We start from the raw sequence: 18,365 nt of genomic DNA on the forward strand, positions 1-18,365 counted from the left end.
TCATGCCGCGCTCCCCCGACGCTCCCAAGCCCACGCCCGCCGAACTCGACCTGCTGCAGGTGCTCTGGCCGCTCGGCGCGGCCACCGCCAAGCAGGTGCACGAAGCGATGCTCCCGCAACGCCCCGACGTCACCTATGCCACGGTCTTGCGCCTGATGCAGGTCATGCACGGCAAGGGCCTGCTCAGCCGCGACGAGAGCGAACGTTCCCACGTGTATGCGCCCGTGCACGAGCGCGACGCCCTGCAGACCAATCTGCTGCAAGACCTGATGCAGCGCGCCTTCGCGGGCTCGGCCAAGGCGCTGGTGCTGGCCGCGCTCAAAAGCGGCATCTCGAAGAAGGAGCGCGACGAGATCGAGCGCTTGCTGAAGGACGGAGACGAGCGATGAACGGCGCGCATCTTGTCGCCAGCATCGGCTGGACCCTGATCCACTTTCTCTGGCAGGGCGCACTGATCGGCTGTGCGGTGGCCCTTGCCCTGTTCGCGATGCGCAAGGCGCGCGCCGAACACCGTTACACCGTGGCCTGTACCGGACTGTTCCTGTGCCTGGCGCTGCCGGCGGCGGGCCTCGTCCTGCGCTTGCAGGCGGCCGGCGCCAATCAGGCCGGCGCCCTCTTCGGCGCCGCGGCGGTGCGCCCGGCCATGGAGGATGGCCTGTTCTGGGACGCCCTGCTGCGCGAACACATTGCCCTGATCGTGGCCTGCTGGGCCGCCTGCGCCCTGGCGTTGGCGCTGCGCATGGCGCTCGGCCTGGCGTGGATCCGGCGCGCCGCGTCGGGCGAGCGCGGCGATGCCGCCTGGCAGGCCCGCCTCGATCGGCTGGCGGCGCAATGCGGCGTCACGCGGCCGGTGCGCCTGCGCCTGGTCGATGGCTTATCGAGCCCGGTGACCGCCGGCTGGTGGCGACCGGTGGTGCTGGTGCCCGCGTCCCTGGTCACCGGCATGCCGGCCCACCTCCTCGAGGCGCTGCTGGCGCACGAGCTGGCGCATATCCGGCGTCATGACTACCTGGTCAACCTGGCCCAGAACGTGGTCGAGACGCTGCTCTTCTATCACCCGGCGGTGTGGTGGATCTCGGGGCGCATCCGCACCGAGCGCGAACACATCGCCGACGATATCGCGGCAAGGCAACTGGGCGAACCGCGGCGCCTGGCCCTTGCCCTTTCCGAACTGGACAAGCTCCAGTTCTCCACCCACCACCTGGCCCAAGCGGCCAACGGAGGAAACCTGATGAAACGTATCACACGATTGGTTCGTCCCGACACCCAAGCCCCGAGCTGGAAGGCAGCCGTCCCGGTCATCGGCCTGGCCATGCTGAGCGCCGCCGTCTTCGCCAACGCCCAGCCGGCGCAGGCAACGGCGCAGCAGGTGGACCAGCAGGCGCTGGCCGACTTCCATTCCTGCGCCAAGCCCGAGTATCCGGAGGCCGACCATAAGGCCCGTCACGAAGGCACCGTCGAGCTGGGCTTCCTGGTTGGCCTGGACGGCAAGGTCAAGGAAAACAAGGTGCAGAAGTCGAGCGGCCATGCCGGGCTCGACGAAGCGGCGCGGTCCGCCCTGGTCAAGTGCAGCTTCAAGCCGGCGCTGGCCAACGGCAAGCCGGTCCAGGCCTGGACTAAGGTATCCTATATATGGCAGTTGAAATAACAGCATGAACGCTCCACCGGGGACGCCCGGTGGAGCGAAGAACACAGCCGCTCCTCGCCATTCGACCGGTGCGGCCAATGAAGGAGAAGGAATGTCACACAACAAACCGCTGTCCTGCACCCTCACCCACGCTCACTGGAAAGCCGCCGTGCCGGCGCTCGGACTGGCCCTGCTCGCCGGCTGCACCCAGACGCCGCCGGTCAATCCCTTTACCGCGCTGCCGGACAGTGTCACCACCGAGCCGGTCGTGAACTTCAAGTCGTGCCGCCAGCCGGAGTACCCCCCGCAGGCGCTGGCCGCCAGGGCGGAAGGCACGGTCACGCTCGCCTTCCTGGTCAGGGCCGACGGCACGGTGCGCGAAGCGGTGGTGCAGAAGACCAGCGGCAACGAATTGCTGGACGAGACGGCACGCGCTGCGCTTGCCAAATGCAGGTTCCAGCCGGGTACGGTGAACGGCGCGCCGAAGGAGCAGTGGACTGCGGTGAAATACGCCTGGGCGCCGCAATGACGCCGCCCGCGATGCGCATCCTGGCGGCTGCCGGCATGGCCGCGACGCTCCTCGCCGGCTGCGCGCAGTCGCCCGCACGCCAGGCCGCCGCGCCGGCCGACGCGGCGCAGGCGGCCGCGAATCCCGGCTCCTGCAGCAGGCCGGTCTATCCGGCACAGGCGGCGGCCAACAAGATCGAGGGAACCACGACCCTTGGCATGCTGATCGGGCCGGATGGCAAGGTCATCCAGTCGCGGCTATATGCCTCGAGCGGTGACGCCTCGCTCGACGAAGCAGCGCGAAGCGCCCTCTCGGCCTGTACATTCAAGCCAGCAATGCGCCAAGGGAAGCCGGTCCTTGCCTGGACCTCGGTGCAATACGTCTGGACGATGGATTAAGAGCCTATCCCGGTAGGCTGCAATGACAAAGGGCGCTGGTTTGCAGCGCCCTTTGTCGTTTTACACCGCGCCGATTACAGCGCCGACATATGCAGTTCGCAGCCGGTGGCGGCCACGATCTCGTCACGCCCCACGCCCGGCGCCAGTTCGACCACCTTCAGGCCGGTATCGGTCACGTCGATCACGCCCAGGTCGGTGATGATGCGGTCGACCACGCCCACGCCCGTCAGCGGCAGATCGCATTTTTTCAGGATCTTGTGGCTGGTGCTGCCATCCTTGGCGGTGGCGACGTGCTCCATCACGACCACCACGCGCTTGACGCCGGCCACCAGGTCCATCGCGCCGCCCATGCCCTTCACCATCTTGCCCGGGATCATCCAGTTGGCCAGGTCGCCGTGTTCCGACACCTGCATCGCGCCCAGGATCGCCAGGTTGATCTTGCCGCCGCGAATCATGCCGAAGGAATCGGCCGAGCTGAAGTACGCCGAGCCCGGCAGCGCCGTCACGGTCTGCTTGCCGGCGTTGATCAGGTCGGCGTCGACTTCTTGTTCGGTGGGGAATGGGCCGATGCCCAGCAGGCCGTTCTCGGACTGCAGGAAGACTTCGATATCCTTCGGTACATAGTTGGCGACCAGGGTCGGCAAGCCGATGCCCAGGTTCACATAGAAGCCGTCCTGCAGCTCCCGGGCCGCGCGCGCGGCCATTTCATCACGAGTCCATGCCATGTTCTTGTCTCCGAATGTGTGGGATCAGGCGCGTATGGTGCGCTGTTCGATGCGTTTCTCGGGCGTCGGATTGTGGACGATGCGGTGCACGAAGATGCTGGCCAGGTGCACCTGGTCCGGATCGATCTCGCCGATCTCGACCAGTTTCTCGACTTCCACGATGCATACCTTGCCGGCCATGGCCACGTTCGGATTAAAGTTGCGCGCGGTCTTGCGGAACACCAGATTGCCGGCGCGGTCGGCCATATGGGCCTTGACCAGGGACACGTCGGGCGTCAGGGCGTGTTCCATCACGTAATGCTCGCCGTTGAATTCGCGGGTTTCCTTGCCCTCGGCGACGATGGTGCCGTAGCCGGTCTTGGTGAAGAAGGCCGGGATGCCAGCGCCGCCGGCGCGCAGTTTCTCGGCCAGGGTGCCCTGCGGGGTGAACTCAAGCTCGAGTTCGCCGGCCAGGAACTGGCGCGCGAATTCCTTGTTTTCGCCCACGTAGGACGAGATCATCTTCTTGATCTGGCGCGTTTCCAAGAGCTGGCCGAGGCCGAAACCGTCCACGCCGGCGTTGTTGGAAATGGCGGTGAGGTTCTTGACGCCCGAATCGCGCAGCGCCGCGATGAGGGCTTCCGGAATGCCGCACAGGCCGAAGCCGCCCACAGCGATGGTCTGGCCGTCTTGCACGATGCCGGCCAGGGCGGCGCGCGCGTCTGGATAAACTTTATTCATACCCGTCCCTTTTATAGGTTAAGCCAAAGCTCTTCTGTACAACTGAGTAGAGTCTCAGCATAGAATACGTGACAACGAAGCACAATACCGTAGAACTACGGCCGCGTCCGTAGCCCGCCTTCACACATACCACCGCGAATGAACACAGCTGTCGATCTGCCTCAGATGAAACCGCCTTGCGCAATCGATTACGAGATGATCTTCCAGCACGCGCCGGTCGGCATGTGCGTCTCGCTCGACCGCGTGATCCAGGCCTGCAACGGCGCGCTGGCGGCGATGTTCGGCTATCCCGACCGCAAGCTCGATGGGCAATCGTTCAGCATCCTGTATCCGACCATGGACGAGTTCCTGCGCACGGGCGACCGCATCATTCCCATCATGAACGCCAGGGGCCGCTATTCGGACGAGCGCATCATGCGCCGCGCCAACGGCGAGCTGTTCTGGTGCCACGTGACCGGACGCGCGCTCGACCCGCTGGAGCCGCTGGGGGCCGGCGTATGGACGTTCGAGGACGTGAGCGAGAAGCGGCCGGTGACGGCCGAATTGACGCCGCGCGAACGCGAGATCGCGGCATTGTTGGTGGAAGGAAAGACCAGCAAGATGATCGCGCGCGACACCGACCTCAGTCCGCGTACGGTCGAGATGCACCGGGCCAGCCTGATGCGCAAGTTCGCCGCGTCGACCTCGCTGGAACTGGTGCACAAGCTGATGGGGGCCGGATGACGCCGGTCCCGGTTCACGGGGCGCCGAGCCGCAGCAGTGTCAGGACCGGGACGGTTTCCAGCGGCTGCGTAGAGGCCAGCATGCCCGCCAGGCCCGGAAGCGCGAGCGGATACTCGGCGACGCTCGCGCGCCCGAGCTTGATGCGGGCCTCGTGTGCGCACCACATGCGGTAGAAGGCGACCCGGCGACTTGCCGGCTCGCTGGCGCGCAATACCGCCACGTCGTGCGCACTGAAGGCTTGCTCTGCCAGTGCCATGACGTCGCGCGCCGCATCGATACGCTCGATGTCGAGGCCGAGGCCGAGGCCGACGCCCGCTCCCGCCGCACAGGCGACCCAGCGGCCGCTATGCGAGATGCTGAAATCGACGTCCGCCTGCGGCGACAGGGCCGGCGCCAGGCCCGGGCGCTCCTCCAGGCAGATCGCGGCCGGCTCGGTCCCGAGCAGGCTGCCCAGCGCGCGCCGCAGCAAAGCGCGCCCGATGATGAACTGGCGCCGCCGTTCGGGACGCACGAAGCGCGCGCAGCGCGCCCGTTCCGATGCGCCCAGCCACGCGGCATGGCGCTCCAGCGCCTCCGGCGCGACGGCGTCGGCATCCACCGCCCACAGCAGGACCTGACCGGTCGACGTCATCGCGACACCATCGGCACCGGGGCGCTTTATTGGATCTTGACGAAGTCGGCCTTGAGCGCGACGCCGGTCATGATGGCGCCATCGTGGCATTCGAACTCGGTGGCGCTGGCGCGCTCGACGTTCTTGTAATTGCTGACGATGTTCACGACGGCGTTCGCGCCGAGCTCCTGCGCGCGCGCCCGTAGCCGCAACATTGCCGAGAGAAACACCCAGTTGCACGAGGTCTCGGCGGACTTGCCGAAGGAATTGGTCTTCTGGCTGGTCTTGTCCGAACCAAGCCGCTCGATGACTTGCGGGGTCTTCTGGTCGCCAAAGTAGAACTTGATGCCGTCGCCCAGACGCGCGCGGGCGTCATTGGCATCGAGGGCGGCTTCGATCGACATCATATGGACGGTGTCACGCGCCTGGGCGGGCATGGTGGTGGCGAACAGGGCAATGGCTGCGCTCAGGACCAGCTTCTTCATGTTTTCTCTTTCGGTCAGGTCTGAAATACTTGCGGGGCGGCATGCAATCCGGAGCACGCCGCCCCTGTGCCGTGATTACGGCGCTGCGACGGCGGCGTCGTCGGCGCCGGTCGGGCCGCCGACTGCACGGTCGTAGTTGGCGATGGTGTAGTCACTGGCCAGCTTGGCCACGCGGTTGAGCATCAGGTTGTCATGGACGCCCATCGTGAAGCCACCCGCCATGGCGCCGGCGCGCTGGAAGAACTGTGGGCTGGCCACGACCTTGCCGTTCTGGTCGCGGTAGGTCACGCGCATCAGCACGCCCGAGCTGCCGGCAAACGGCCCCAGGAACACGCGCTTGGCGCCGCTCTTGAACGAAATCTGCTCCACCACCGGCTCCACGGTCAGCGTACGGCCGTTGGCCGGAACGCTATTCCATTTCTGCACCGACGGGCCGAGGTCCTTGGCAAAATTCTCGGCAATCTTGCCCAACGCAGCCTGGTTGCCCTTGTAGCCGGCGGCGAACACGACCGGCTTGACGTCGATGCGGCCATACTGCGAGAACGCCTCGGTCGGCGCCGGATTGTTCAGCGACGATGCCTTGATCTTGGTTGCGCAGCCTTGCAGCAGCGGAACCGCTGCGGCGACGGCAAGCACGAGGATGGTGCGGCGAGTAGCTTTCATGGACTTCCTTTTTTAGTTTTGATTGAAGGGCACTACCTTTTGAATATCAGCGACGTATTGATGCCGCCGAACGCAAAATTATTTGACATCACGTAGTCGCAGTCGAGTTGGCGTCCCTCGCCGCGGATGTAATCGAGTTCGCCGCATTCCGGATCGATGTCGTCCAGGTTGAGCGTCGGCGCAAACCATCCTTCGCGCATCATCTCGATGCTGATCCATGCTTCCAGCGCACCGCAGGCGCCCAGCGTGTGCCCCATATAGCTCTTGAGCGAACTGATGGGCATGCGCTTGCCGAACACGGCGTGCGTGGCCTGGCTCTCCGCCAGGTCGCCATGGGCGGTGGCGGTGCCGTGCGCATTGACGTAGCCGATGGCGTCCGGACTCAAGCCCGCGTCGCGCAGGCTCAGTTCCATCGCCACCTTCATCGTGGCGGCATTGGGCTGGGTCACGTGGGTGCCGTCGCTGTTGGTGCCGAACCCCACCAGCTCGGCGTAGATGGCGGCGCCGCGCGCCAGCGCATGCGCGCGCTCTTCGAGGATCAGGCAGCCGGCGCCCTCCCCGATCACCAGGCCGTCGCGGGCGCGGTCGAACGGCCGCGGGCTGGTCTGCGGCGCGTCGTTGCGGGTGCTCGTGGCGAACAGCGTGTCGAACACCGCCGCCTCGGTCGCATCGAGCTCTTCGGCGCCGCCGGCGATCATGGCCAGCTGGCGCCCGCTCTTGATCGCCTCGTAGGCGTAGCCGATACCCTGGCTGCCCGAGGTGCAGGCCGACGACGTCGTGATCACGCGGCCGGTCACGCCAAAGAACACGCCGATGTTCACCGGCGCCGTATGCGCCATCATCTTGATGTAGGTCGTGGCGTTGATGCCGCGCGTGGTGCGCTCTTCCATCATGCGGCCGAAGTCGCCGATGGCGCTCGGCGTGCCGGCCGAGGAACCGAACGACACGCCCATCTGGCCGCTCTTCAGCAGCGGATGGTCGAGCAGGCCCGCGTCGTGCAGCGCCAGTTCGCTGGCGCGGGTGGCCAGCAGGGCCACCCGGCCCATGCTCCGCGTGGCCTTGCGGTCGTAGCGGGTCGAGAGCTCGAACGGCGCGGCAGGCGCGCCAAGCTGGGTATTCAGGCCTTCGTAGCCCGCCCATTCCTCCATGCGCACGATGGCGTTGCGGTAGGCCCCCAGGCGCTTGCGGATCGTCGGCCAGTCGTTGCCGAGCGGGCTGATCCCGGCCATGCCGGTCACCACCACGCGGCGGTTCATGCCAGCCCCCCATTCACCGACAACACCTGGCGCGTCACGTAGGCGGCGTCCTCCGACATCAGGTAACTGACCGCGGCCGCCACTTCTTCCGGGCGGCCGACGCGGCGCGCCGGCACCAGCTTGAGGGCCTCGTCCAGCGGCACCTCGGCGATCATGTCGGTCTCGATGAGGCCAGGCGCCACGCAGTTGACGGTGATCTCGCGCTTGGCCAGTTCCAGCGCCAGCGCCTTGGTCGCGCCGATGATGCCGGCCTTGGCGGCGCTGTAGTTGACCTGGCCGCGGTTGCCGATCAGTCCCGAGACCGAGGCCATGGTCACGATGCGGCCGGGCTTGCGGCGCTGGACCATCGGCATCACCAATGGGTTGAGCACATTGAAGAAGCCATCCAGGTTGGTGCCCAGCACCACGTCCCACTCTTCGCCGCTCATGGCCGGGAAAGCCGTATCGCGCGCCACGCCGGCATTGGCCACCACGCCGTAATAACAGCCGCTCCGCTCGATGTCGGCCAGCAGCGCCTCGGCGGTCGCTTCGCGCTGGCCGATGTCGAACTGCAACACGCGCGCCGCGCCGCCGGCCGCCACGATACCGGCCGCCACCGCGTCGGCGTCGGCGCGCCGGTCGCGGCAATGGACGACCACGTCGTAGCCGTCGCGCGCCAGGCGCTGGGCGATGGCCTTGCCGATGCCGCGCGACGACCCCGTCACCAGCACGCTTTTCTGGATACTACTCATTCTGGACTCCGTTGCAAAAACTCTTCGACATTATTGGGCTGGAATACGGTGATGGTGGCGGTCGCGAGCTCGCGCCCGTCGTTGCCGTCCACGATGCGGCAGTCGAATGCCCCCAGGCCGTTCTCGCCCTGCAGCGCGCGCTGCACGTGGACGTGCAGCCGGCTGCCGGCGGCGAATGCCGGCACCGAGCACGCATAGCGACGCGTGCCGAGCAAAAAACCGACCCGCACCGGCGCGCCGCGCAGGCGCGCCGCATGGCCGGCGTGGGCGGCGACGGCTTGCGCCATGTATTCGACGCCGACCCATGCGCCCACCGCGCCGTCGACGCAGAACATGCTGTCCGGGGTGATCGTCACCTCGGCGCAGAGGTTCTCGTCGTCGGCCGCCAGCAAGCGTCCGAGCAGCGACATGGCGCCGCTGTGCGGCACCAGGCTGTGGATATCGATCGGGTCCTCCTGGCGCGCGCTCATGCGGTCCTCCCGAACAGCAGCGCCGCATTCGATCCGCCGAAGGCGAACGAATTGCTCAGCGCATAACGGATGGGGCGGCCCAGGCACGCGCCCGGGAGCGCGAGGTTCAATACCGGCAGCGCCGGATCCTGTTCCCCGTCCCACAGGTGCGGCGGCAACCGGCCGTCCGGGTTATCGTCCTGCATCGCCAGCCAGCAGAACGCCGCCTCGACCGCGCCGGCCGCGCCCAGCGTGTGGCCGGTGAACGGCTTGGTCGAGCTGACCGCCACCCCGGCGCCGAACAGCGCCGCTACCGAGCGCGACTCCATGGCGTCGTTCTGCACGGTCGCCGTGCCGTGCAGGTTGATGTAATCGATCGCGCCGGCGTCGATGCCCGCCCGCCTCAATGCGTCGCGCATCGCGATGCGCGCGCCCACGCCTTCCGGGTCGGGCGCCGAGATATGGTGGCCGTCGGACGATTCTCCCCAGCCGCACAGCGCCACCGCCGCCGGGTCGCAGCTCATCAGGAACAGCGCCGCGGCCTCGCCCAGGTTGATGCCGTTGCGCTTGGCGCTGAGCGGGTTGCAGCGGGCGACGCTCACCGATTCCAGGGCGCTGAAGCCGGCGACGGTAAAGCCGCACAAGGTATCGACGCCGCCCGTGACGACGGCGTCGCACAGGCCCATGCGGATCAGGCGCGCGGCGCTCGCCAGCGCCTTGGCGCTCGACGAGCACGCGCTCGAATGCACGTAGGCCGGACCGCCGACGCCCAGCTCACGCGCGAGCAGCTCGGCGACCGAACCCATCTCTTGCTGGCCGTAGTGAAAACCCTCGGGCAGCACGCCATCGGCGAGGTGCACGGCCAGCGCCGACTCGGCCCCGCTCACCCCCGAGGTGCTGGTGCCGATCACCACGCCGACCCGCGCCGCGCCGTGGCGCGCGATCGCGGCGTCGACGGCAGGCCGGATCTGCGCCAGCGCCGCCAGCGCCAGTGCGTTATTGCGGCTGCGCAGAGAGAGCGGCAAGCCGGCCAGATCGGGCAGCGCGGCCTGCACGCGGCCCAGGGGCAAGGATCGTCCGGGCGAGCAGGCGTCCGAGACCACCAGACCGCTCGCGGCGTCCACCAGGAGGCGGCGCGCGATGGTCGCGCGCTCGCTGCCCAGCGCGCACAGCAGCGCGCAGTCGTTCAGGTACACATGGGGCATGACGGTCTTCATTCGGATGCCGACACCACGGTCAGCCGGTAGTGGTAGCGCTGGTTGTCCAGGACCGCGGTGCCCTGCCAGCGCGGCAGGCCGCTGTAGGTGATGGTGGCCACCACCTCGCCGTCGCGGCGCAGGGTGCGCCGCAGCCCCTGGTCCTCGACCTCCCAGCCGGGCGGCAAGGCGCGCGCGATCTGCTCGACCGGCCACAAGGTCAGCTGCAGGTCTTCCAGCACGTCGGCGGCGCGCACCTGGGACGGCAGCATCGGATGGCGCCATTCGGTGACTTCGAGGCCGTCGAACTCGAGGCTCAGCACACGCATGCCGAGCGCCAGGCCGACCAGGCTGACCCGCCGGGGATCGACTTCGAGCGCCGCCAGCAGGTCGTTGGTGCTGCCGGCGCGTTCGACCGTCAACTGCTGCTGCACGCTGATGGTGGCGCCGAGCGTGGCCGGCGCCAGGCGCAGGCCGAGGCGCGCCGGCGTCTCGGGTCGGGTGGCGCAGGCCGCGAGCAGCAAGGCGGCCGCCAGCGGCGCCAGACGTTCAAGCCGGGACAGGCGTTGCATGATGCGATTCCTTCGATACTGAAAAACAGGGGGCGAGCAGCCAGACCAGCGCGGCGCCGGCCAGCATGGTCAGGCCGAAGGCCCGCAATGCCGGGGTGCCGCTCAGGGCCAGCAGCCCGAAAGACAGGATGGTGCTGGCCGCCGACAGCCCGACCGCGAGCCAGGGGGCATCGTCACCCTCGCCCGACTCTTCCTGCATGAAGATGCCGTAATCGACGCCCACGCCGAGCAGCAGCATCAGCGCCAGCACGTGGAACAGCTGCAGGTGCTGGCCGCTGTAGCCGAGCAGGGCCACCGTGAGCACGCTGGCCGCCGCGGTCGGCGCCAGCACGCGCCAGGTACGGCCCCGATAGCGCGGGAACAGGACCGCGAGCACCACCGCATAGGCGCCCAGCACCACCCAACCCATGGTGGCGCGGTAACTGCCCAGCACCGCCGAGATGCCGCCGACCTTGTCGACCCATTGCACGCCGTCGAGTCCGTCGGCGGCGCCGGCCAGCACGGGCAGCGACGCGTAGCGCAGGCCGCGCAGGGCCACGATGCTGGCGTGGACCTGCCCGTTGCCGTCATCGATCGCGCCCAGCCACAGATGGCGCCACGGTTCGGCCGCCGCGCTGCGCAGGAAGTCGCCGACCAGCATCGGTTTTGCCTGGCTGCGCAGGTGGGCGGCGGTGACACCCGCCCATGCGGGATCTTCCCCGATCTCGGCCGCCAGCATCGTCAATGGGCCGCCGGCGCGCAGCAGCTTGTCCTCGATCAGCGCCAGACGCTCGGCCTGGACGCGCGCGGACGGCACCCAGTTCGACAGCGCCTGGTAGCCGCCGATGTGGCGCGCGGCGATCAATGGATCGAGCCGGCGCTTGAGCGCTTCCTCGCGCTGCAGTACCTGTTCGGCCGAGGCGCCCCGGACCAGGAAATACTGGACCGGGCTTGGGGCGTCGAGCAGCTTGCCCAGCTTGATCTGGTCCTGGACCAGGCCGGGCGGAGACGATTGCAGCGAGCGGATGTCGTCGTTCGTGGTCAGTTGCGACCAGCCGCCGAGCGCGACGGCGCCCAGTAGCGCCACCAGCGCCAGCGGCGCCGGCTTGCCCGACAGGCGCGGCCAATGGCGCACCACGCCGCGATAGCGCTGCGCCAGCCAGCCCGCTTGCAGGGTATCGGCCGAGATCAGGGCCGGGAACCAGCAGACGACGGTCAGCCATGCGAACACCAGGCCCAGGGCCGAGAACACGGCCATGTGGCGCAGTCCCGGGAACGGCGTGAGCGCCAGGCCAAGATAGCCAATCACCGCCGCCAGCAGGGTCAGGCCCAGGCCCGGCAGCAGGCGCCGCAACAGGGTCGGCGAATCGAGCGCCGGATCGGCGCGCAGGCGATGACACAGGAAATAGATGCCGTAGTCCTGGGCCACGCCGATCAGGCTGGCGCCAAAGACCAGGGTCAACAGGTGGATCTGGCCGAACAGCAGCCAGCACACCGACAAGGCGCCCAGGAAGCCGACCCCGATCGCCAGCAGGGTCAGGCCAATCGGCTTGAGCGTGCGGAAGGTGAGCCAGGTGAGCAGCACGATGCCGATCAGCGAGCCCACGCCGATGGTGTGGATCTCGCGGCTGGCCTGGCGGCCGGCGGCGGCGGCGTGCAGCACGACGCCGGCGGCGATCACCTCGGCGCCCGGCGCCGCGCGCCTTGCGGAGGCCGCCGCCCGCTCCAGCAGCGGCGCCACGGCGTCCTGGGCGCCGAGCGAGAACGCCGGCTGCGTCAGGGTATAGGTCAGCAGCACGTAGTCGCGGCCTTCGCCAGCCACGAACAGGCGGCCGTCGCGCGGGCGCACCGGGGTTTCGCCGGCGCGCTCCTGGGCCCAGCCGGCGAACAGGCCGAAGGGGTCGTCGCGGAACGATCCCAGCCTGGGGCCCGAAAACGCGTTGTACAGGCGCGCCAGCGCGTCGTCGACCCAGAACCGGGCCGGCTCCGTGCGCATGCGGCGCTCCTGCTCGGCGCCGGCCAGCAAGGTGGCGTGCGGCTGCAGGCTGGCCAGCCAGCCGGCCTGCGCGTCGTCGCCCATCGCATCGAAGGCCAGCAGGCCCGCGTGAGGCGCCAGCGCCTGGCGATAGGCGTCGGCCGCCCGCCCCGCGGCGTCCCACTCGGTCGCGCCGACCAGCATTACCACCCGCTGCTGCGCGCTGTCGACCATATGGGTGAACGACTGCTGCAGCACCGGATCGCGCTTTTCGAGCGGCAGCAGGGCCAGGATGTCGGTATTCGGCGCGACGCGCTGGCCGATCCACAGCCAGGCGTTGTGCCCGACCAGCAGGCACACGACGAGGGCCCAGGCCAGCGCCAGGCGACGTTGGCCGATCAAAGCTGGGCCGCCTCTTCCGGCAAGACCGCGCCCGGGCCGGTCTTGATGCTTGAAAACACGATCTCGGTGCGGTCGCCGCTCTCCTCGACCATCTGGATGCTGCGCACGTGGGCGCCGCCTTCGAGCGCGATCGTCCCGACCGCGCGCGCCAGCGCCGCATTGCGTGCCTTGAGCGCGACCTTCCAGCTGTCGGCGTTCGCGCTGCCGTCGACCTCGAACAGGCTGTCGAGCCGGCCCAGGTCGCCGCCCAGCAGCGAGAACAGCACGCCGTTGATCATGCGCACGGTCGGCTCCTGGCTGGCGTCGAGGCGCATCGCGACCCGCTCGCCCTGGAGGTGGACGATCTCGTCGCGCTTGAGGCGCAGCGTGTTCGGGAACGGTTTCAAGGTGCGCCACAGCACGCCCTTGCCGGCGACCACGCAGAAGCGCCCGTTCGACAGCAGCGGCTTCTTCATGCCGGCCAGGCGCTTGGTCTGGTCGAAGCGGCCGCACAGCTGCTCGGGCTTGTCCAGCATGGCCTGGATCCGCGCGACCGGCGCGGCGGCCTGGGCAAGGCCGGCGGCTGTGCCTGCGCCGATTACCAGCGCCGCCATGGCGAGGAGTTGTTTCATGGTGCTGGCACTCCCAACTTGTCGAAAAGGATGGGCGGCGAGACGAAGCACATCTCGCCGCTCTGGATGTCGACCGCGACCTGGGTCGTGGTGGCGCGGTTCAGGCGCTTGCCGCTGGCGGCGTCGAGGATCAGGTAGTCGATGCGCAGGCGGTTTTCCCACTCGACGATCTCGGCGCGCAACAGCAGGCGCTGGCCGAAGGTGGCCGGGCCGGCGTAGCGCAGGTTCATCTCGATGATCGGCCACATATAGCCCGATTCGCGCATCTGCTCGTAGTTGTAGCCGATCTTGTCGAGCAGCGCGCAGCGCGCGACCTCGAGGTACTTGACGTAGTTGCCGTGCCAGACGATCTGCATCGGGTCCAGGTCGAAGAACTGGACCTGCATCTCGACCTCGGCCCACCAACGCGCCGGCGTTTTGAGCTTACGCATACAGGCTCCATGCCTGGTCGCGGATGCGTTCGAGCAGCCGGCGCAGATCGGGGTCGAGGCGGCGGTCCTCGGTCACCGGCGCCACGTCGTCGCCCAGCAGTTCGAGCATGCGCGCCAACGGCGCCGGCAGCGCGCGCGCCGGATCGAGGCGGCGGCGCAGCCACGCGCCCTGGCGCACCGTGATCAGGAGTGCGGCCGCCACCTGCTCGGTCAGTTCCAGCACGCGCAGGCAGTCGCGCGCGGCGATCGTGCCCATGCTGACCTTGTCCTGGTTATGGCATTCGGTGGAGCGCGAGAACACCGAGGCCGGCATGGTCAGCTTGAGCGCTTCCGCGGTCCAGGCCGAGGCGCTGATCTGCAGCGCCTTCAGGCCATGGCTGATCGCGGCGCGTTCGCCTTCCATGCCCGACAGGTTGGCCGGCAGGCCGGCGTTGTAGCGGGCATCGACCAGGAGCGCCATCTGGCGGTCGAGCAGGTCGGCCAGGTTGGCCACCGCGTTCTTCATGCCGTCCATCGCGAAGGCGATGTGGCCGCCGTAGAAATGGCCGCCATGCAGCACGCGCTCGCCCTCGGCGTCGATGATCGGATTGTCGTTGGCGCTGTTGAGCTCATTCTCGATCGCCGCGCGGAAGAACGGCAAGGCGTCGGCCAGCACGCCGATCACGTGCGGCGCGCAGCGGATCGAATAGCGGTCTTGCAGGCGCTTGCCGTTGCGCTCGCGCTGGCCGCCATATTCCAGGTCCTGGCGCAGCCAGGCGGCGACGCCCTGCATGCCGGCGTGCGGCTTGACCGAGAACAGGGTTTCGTCGAAATGATGGTCGTTGCCGTCCAGCGCGAACGACGCCAGGGCGGTGATCCGGGTGGTCAGGCGCGCCAGGTAATCGGCGCGGTCCCAGGCCAGGCAGGCCAGGCCGGTCATGACGGCGGTGCCGTTCATGATCGCCAGGCCTTCCTTCGGCCGCAGGCGCAACGGTTCGATGCCGGCTTCACGCAGCGCCTGCGCCGCCGGCACCTGCACGCCGTCGCGCAGCACTTCGCGCTCGCCGCACAGCACCGCCGCCAGGTAGGACAGCGGCGTCAGGTCGCCGCTGGCGCCGACCGAGCCTTCGCTCGGGATCAGCGGCAACAGGCCGGCGTCGAACAGGCGCACGATCTGCTCCAGCAGGCCGATGCTCACGCCCGAGAAGCCCTTGGACAACGACGCCAGGCGCACGGCCATCACGGCGCGGGTCTCGGCCGGCGTCAGGAACGTCCCGAGGCCGCAGCCATGGTAGGTGTACAGATGGTGCGGCAGTTCAGCCACCAGCGACAGCGGCACCGGCACCGTGCACGAGTCGCCATAGCCGGTGGTCACGCCATAGATGGCGCCGTCCTCGCGCAGCAGGCGGTCGAGGAAGTCGGCGCCGCGCGTGATCGCGGCGCGAAACGCCGGGTCGCTTGACAGCACCGGCTGCGCGGCGCCGCGCGCGATGGCGACCACGTCTTCCAGGGCCAGGCGCTCGCGGTCGAAGCGCACCGTGCGCGCGGGTTGGTTCAGGTCATCAAGCTGCATCAGGGCGTTCCGATCCGGGGTCTTGCCAAAAGTCGTAGAAATTGAACCATTCGAGCGGCGCACGGCGCACGTGGCGCTCGAGCCGGGCGGCATAGTCGGTCGCGAGCCGCGCAAGCGCCTCGTCGCGGCTGGCGCGCGGCAGCAACACGCGTTCGCGCAAGAGCTCGAAGTGCAGCTCGTGGCGATCGCCCTGGCGCACGGCGAACATGGTGTAAAGCGGGCAGCCCAGCACCGAGGCCATCACGTACGGGCCGACCGGAAAGGCGGCCGCCTGTCCCAGGAACGGCGCCAGCGCCACCCGCGGCGCCTTTGCCACCGGCACCCGGTCGCCGGCGATCACGACGAACTCGCCGCGTTCGATCCGCTCGGACAGCTGCATTGCCATGGCCGGCGTCATGTCGGTGACCTGCATCAGATTCAGTTCGCTGCGCGGATCGAGCCTGGCCAGCATGGCGTTGAAGGCTTGCGCATGGCGCGTGTGCACCAGCACCGTCACCTTCAGGCCCGGCGTACGCAGCGAAAGCGCGCGGCACAGGTCGAGATTGCCCAGGTGGGCGCACACCAGCAGTGCGCCGCGCCGCGTTGCGATCCGTTCCAGCAGCGGCTCGGCCCCATGCAGCGAGACCTTCGAAAAATCGAACAGCCCGCCCCACAGCAGCATCTTGTCGAGGATGGCCTCGGCGAAGGCGCCGAAGTGGCGCAGCACGCCAAGGAAACCATGCGGCGCGCCGGCGCGCGCGAGATAGCCGCTCGACGCGCGGCGCGCCCGGCCCTGGGTCGCGACGTACCACAGCAGCACCGGATACAGCGCCAGCCGAAACGGCCAGCGGCCGAACACGCGGCAGATCCAGAACAGCAGGCGCATGCCGCCGACGAAGCTCGCTTCGTTGATGGCCGCCCAATGCGGCGCGTCGGGCGCGCTCTTCAGTTGCGCCATGTGCGCACCAGCAGGGTGGGAATGCGCGGCAGCATGCCGAAGAACAGCGCCACATGCAGACGGGTGATCAGGACGTTGTCGGTCCAGGCCTTGAAATGCGACACGCCGTCTTCCGGGTAGCCGACCCTGGTCGGCAGGTTCACCACCTCGCTGCCGTCCCAGTACAGGCGCACCAGGATCTCGATGTCGAAATTCATGCGCAGCCCGAGCCGGCGGCGCGCCGCCAGCGCCATGACCGCCGTCACCGGATACACCCTGAAGCCGCACATCGAATCGCGGATCGCCAGCGACAAGGTATTGATCCAGACCCACACGTGGGTCAGGTAGCGCGCATACAGGCGCAGCGCCGGCACCGATTCGTCGTACACCGGGCAGCCCGCCACCACCGCCGCCGGCCGCGCGCGCGCCGCGTCCAGGAAGCGCGGGATGTCGGCCACGCTGTGCTGGCCGTCGGCATCGACCTGCAGCACGTGGCTGTAGCCGTCGCGCCGCGCCCGTGCGAAGCCGGTGAGCACTGCCCCGCCCTTGCCCTGGTTGAGCGCATGGCGTTCGAGCACGACCCGGCCGGGATGGGCCGCCGCAAGCCGGTCCAGCACGGCGGCGCAGGCCGGCGCGCTGCCATCGTCGACCAGGATGCATGGCAGGCCGTGTTCGAGCACCTGGGCCAGGACCTTGCCGATCGCGTGCTCGTGGTCGTACACCGGGATCACGACGCAGGGATGGAACATCATTGCCGCTCCGCCCTGGCGAAACGCAGCAGCGAGTGGCAGTAACCGATGCCGTCGCGGGCGGTCAGGAGTTCCAGTCCCGCGGCGCGCGCCAGGCGGATGTAATCCCCGCTTTCGTAGACCTTGCTGTTGCCGCTGGCGAGGACGTTGAAATACGGCGAGGTATTGATCAGGCAATAGGACGCGATGTCGTAGCGCTGGCGGTCCCAGAAGGTGTCGAGCACCAGCACCTGGCCGCGCGGACCCAGCGCGCCCGCGACGCGGCGGAAGATGCTGGCGATCGCGGCCTCCGAGAAGCAGCTCAGGAACTGGCTCATCCAGATCAGGTCCATCTCGCCCGGGAGCGCCGCCGCTTCGTCGAGCAGGTCGGTCGGGTGCAGCGTCGCGCGCGCGCGCAGCCCGCACTCGGCGAGCCTGGCGTCGGCCACCGCCAGCTGGCCCGGCAGGTCGACCAGGTGCAGCGCGACCGCCTTGTCGTAGGCCAGCGCGGCCAGCGTGAACTTGCCGGTATTGGCGCCGATGTCCATCAGGCGCCGCGGCGCGGTCGCGAACACGTCCGGCATGATCTCGGGGAACGAGGTGTCCGAATAATAGTGGTCGAAGGCCAGCCAGCTGCTGCGCGCCGGTTCCGGCAGCTGCGACAAGCCCTGGTACAGGGTCGGCCAGTCGCCGAACACCTTCAGCCCGAGCGGGCGTTCGGCGTCGAGCGCCCTTTCGAGGTCGAACATCGCCTGATAGCAGACATCGTGGTTGAAGTCGATGTTGACCTGGGTGATGGGGTCGGTCAGGACCACGAAACCGGTCTTGTCGAGGGCGTAGCGGCCCGCGTCGATCAGGACCACGCCGGCCGACAGGCAGGTTTCCAGCACCACCTTCAGCACGTACGGCGTCCAGCGGCCGTCCTGCGCCAGCTCGTCGATCGACAGGCCGGTCGCGCCGGCGTCGGCGATCGCCTGCAGCATGCCGCGCTTCCAGGCGTAGCGCACGCACTGGAACACCACCGGACCATAGGCGATCTTTTGCGCCTCGAAGCGCGCTTCGAAGGCGCTCTGGCGCTCCGGCGAGAATTTCTTGTTCAGCATGCGTG

General features: G+C 68.5%; 22 protein-coding genes. 5 read left to right on the forward strand and 17 right to left on the reverse strand.

Annotated elements, in window-relative coordinates; genetic code table 11:
- Positions 1–2: 2 nt before the first annotated feature.
- The 4 genes from ABIB38_RS05650 (at position 3) to ABIB38_RS05665 (ending at position 2,533) form a co-directional block, all read left to right on the forward strand.
- Positions 3–389, forward strand: coding sequence for a BlaI/MecI/CopY family transcriptional regulator (locus ABIB38_RS05650; RefSeq protein WP_429202495.1), 387 nt, complete (start codon positions 3–5; stop codon positions 387–389).
- A complete protein-coding gene (locus ABIB38_RS05655; protein ID WP_429202496.1) occupies positions 386–1,648 on the forward strand; it encodes a TonB family protein in 1,263 nt (420 codons plus the stop codon). The genes ABIB38_RS05650 and ABIB38_RS05655 overlap by 4 nt, the downstream gene beginning before the upstream one ends.
- Positions 1,649–1,739: 91 nt before the next feature.
- Entirely contained in the window at positions 1,740–2,156 is a 417-nt protein-coding gene (locus tag ABIB38_RS05660) for an energy transducer TonB (protein WP_429202498.1), read from the forward strand.
- A complete protein-coding gene (locus ABIB38_RS05665; protein ID WP_429202500.1) occupies positions 2,153–2,533 on the forward strand; it encodes an energy transducer TonB in 381 nt (126 codons plus the stop codon). Before ABIB38_RS05660 ends, ABIB38_RS05665 begins: the two co-directional genes overlap by 4 nt.
- Positions 2,534–2,607: 74 nt before the next feature.
- Here ABIB38_RS05665 and ABIB38_RS05670 read toward each other — a convergent pair whose 3' ends face one another.
- Positions 2,608–3,258 carry a 3-oxoacid CoA-transferase subunit B gene (locus ABIB38_RS05670; RefSeq protein WP_429202502.1) on the reverse strand — a complete coding sequence of 217 codons (651 nt, stop codon included), beginning with the start codon at positions 3,256–3,258 and terminating at the stop codon, positions 2,608–2,610.
- 24 nt (positions 3,259–3,282) lie between these two features.
- Positions 3,283–3,978 carry a CoA transferase subunit A gene (locus tag ABIB38_RS05675; protein ID WP_429202504.1) on the reverse strand — a complete coding sequence of 232 codons (696 nt, stop codon included), beginning with the start codon at positions 3,976–3,978 and terminating at the stop codon, positions 3,283–3,285.
- Between the two features lie 165 nt (positions 3,979–4,143).
- Here ABIB38_RS05675 and ABIB38_RS05680 point away from each other — a divergent pair, with 165 nt between their 5' ends.
- Positions 4,144–4,701, forward strand: a complete 558-nt coding sequence (locus tag ABIB38_RS05680; RefSeq protein WP_429202506.1) for a LuxR C-terminal-related transcriptional regulator — start codon at positions 4,144–4,146, stop codon at positions 4,699–4,701.
- 13 nt (positions 4,702–4,714) lie between these two features.
- Here the strand turns inward: ABIB38_RS05680 and ABIB38_RS05685 are convergent, their stop codons facing one another.
- The 15 genes from ABIB38_RS05685 to ABIB38_RS05755 form a co-directional block, all read right to left on the reverse strand.
- The gene (locus ABIB38_RS05685; RefSeq protein WP_429202508.1) at positions 4,715–5,332 is read right to left on the reverse strand and encodes a 4'-phosphopantetheinyl transferase family protein; all 618 of its coding nucleotides are present in this window, start codon (positions 5,330–5,332) and stop codon (positions 4,715–4,717) included.
- 26 nt (positions 5,333–5,358) lie between these two features.
- Positions 5,359–5,796 (reverse strand): excinuclease ATPase subunit, encoded by a 438-nt coding sequence (locus tag ABIB38_RS05690; protein WP_429202510.1) that lies wholly within the window; start codon positions 5,794–5,796, stop codon positions 5,359–5,361.
- Between the two features lie 75 nt (positions 5,797–5,871).
- Positions 5,872–6,459, reverse strand: a complete 588-nt coding sequence (locus ABIB38_RS05695) for a hypothetical protein (RefSeq protein ID WP_429202512.1) — start codon at positions 6,457–6,459, stop codon at positions 5,872–5,874.
- A 32-nt stretch (positions 6,460–6,491) separates the two neighbouring features.
- Positions 6,492–7,715 carry a beta-ketoacyl-ACP synthase gene (locus tag ABIB38_RS05700; RefSeq protein ID WP_429202513.1) on the reverse strand — a complete coding sequence of 408 codons (1,224 nt, stop codon included), beginning with the start codon at positions 7,713–7,715 and terminating at the stop codon, positions 6,492–6,494.
- A complete protein-coding gene (fabG, locus tag ABIB38_RS05705) occupies positions 7,712–8,446 on the reverse strand; it encodes a 3-oxoacyl-ACP reductase FabG (RefSeq protein ID WP_429202515.1) in 735 nt (244 codons plus the stop codon). The genes ABIB38_RS05700 and fabG overlap by 4 nt, the downstream gene beginning before the upstream one ends.
- Complete coding sequence (locus ABIB38_RS05710) at positions 8,443–8,916, reverse strand: 3-hydroxylacyl-ACP dehydratase (RefSeq protein ID WP_429202517.1); 474 nt, start codon at positions 8,914–8,916, stop codon at positions 8,443–8,445. The genes fabG and ABIB38_RS05710 overlap by 4 nt, the downstream gene beginning before the upstream one ends.
- A complete protein-coding gene (locus ABIB38_RS05715; RefSeq protein ID WP_429202519.1) occupies positions 8,913–10,112 on the reverse strand; it encodes a beta-ketoacyl-ACP synthase in 1,200 nt (399 codons plus the stop codon). Before ABIB38_RS05715 ends, ABIB38_RS05710 begins: the two co-directional genes overlap by 4 nt.
- A complete protein-coding gene (locus ABIB38_RS05720) occupies positions 10,109–10,663 on the reverse strand; it encodes a DUF3261 domain-containing protein (protein ID WP_429202521.1) in 555 nt (184 codons plus the stop codon). The genes ABIB38_RS05715 and ABIB38_RS05720 overlap by 4 nt, the downstream gene beginning before the upstream one ends.
- Entirely contained in the window at positions 10,641–13,019 is a 2,379-nt protein-coding gene (locus tag ABIB38_RS05725) for an MMPL family transporter (protein WP_429202523.1), read from the reverse strand. Before ABIB38_RS05725 ends, ABIB38_RS05720 begins: the two co-directional genes overlap by 23 nt.
- Positions 13,016–13,630, reverse strand: a complete 615-nt coding sequence (locus tag ABIB38_RS05730; RefSeq protein ID WP_429202524.1) for a LolA family protein — start codon at positions 13,628–13,630, stop codon at positions 13,016–13,018. Before ABIB38_RS05730 ends, ABIB38_RS05725 begins: the two co-directional genes overlap by 4 nt.
- Positions 13,627–14,061 (reverse strand): acyl-CoA thioesterase, encoded by a 435-nt coding sequence (locus ABIB38_RS05735; protein WP_429202526.1) that lies wholly within the window; start codon positions 14,059–14,061, stop codon positions 13,627–13,629. Before ABIB38_RS05735 ends, ABIB38_RS05730 begins: the two co-directional genes overlap by 4 nt.
- Positions 14,054–15,613: an HAL/PAL/TAL family ammonia-lyase gene (locus ABIB38_RS05740; protein ID WP_429202528.1), complete on the reverse strand. Its 1,560-nt coding sequence runs from the start codon at positions 15,611–15,613 to the stop codon at positions 14,054–14,056. Before ABIB38_RS05740 ends, ABIB38_RS05735 begins: the two co-directional genes overlap by 8 nt.
- A complete protein-coding gene (locus ABIB38_RS05745; protein WP_429202530.1) occupies positions 15,603–16,550 on the reverse strand; it encodes an acyltransferase in 948 nt (315 codons plus the stop codon). Before ABIB38_RS05745 ends, ABIB38_RS05740 begins: the two co-directional genes overlap by 11 nt.
- Positions 16,538–17,281 (reverse strand): glycosyltransferase family 2 protein, encoded by a 744-nt coding sequence (locus ABIB38_RS05750; protein ID WP_429202531.1) that lies wholly within the window; start codon positions 17,279–17,281, stop codon positions 16,538–16,540. Before ABIB38_RS05750 ends, ABIB38_RS05745 begins: the two co-directional genes overlap by 13 nt.
- On the reverse strand, positions 17,278–18,360 hold the full coding sequence (locus tag ABIB38_RS05755; protein ID WP_429202533.1) for a methyltransferase: 1,083 nt from the start codon (positions 18,358–18,360) through the stop codon (positions 17,278–17,280). Before ABIB38_RS05755 ends, ABIB38_RS05750 begins: the two co-directional genes overlap by 4 nt.
- Positions 18,361–18,365: the final 5 nt, after the last annotated feature.

It is taken from the genome of Massilia sp. UYP11 (assembly GCF_050434805.1).
Lineage (GTDB): Bacteria > Pseudomonadota > Gammaproteobacteria > Burkholderiales > Burkholderiaceae_D > Telluria.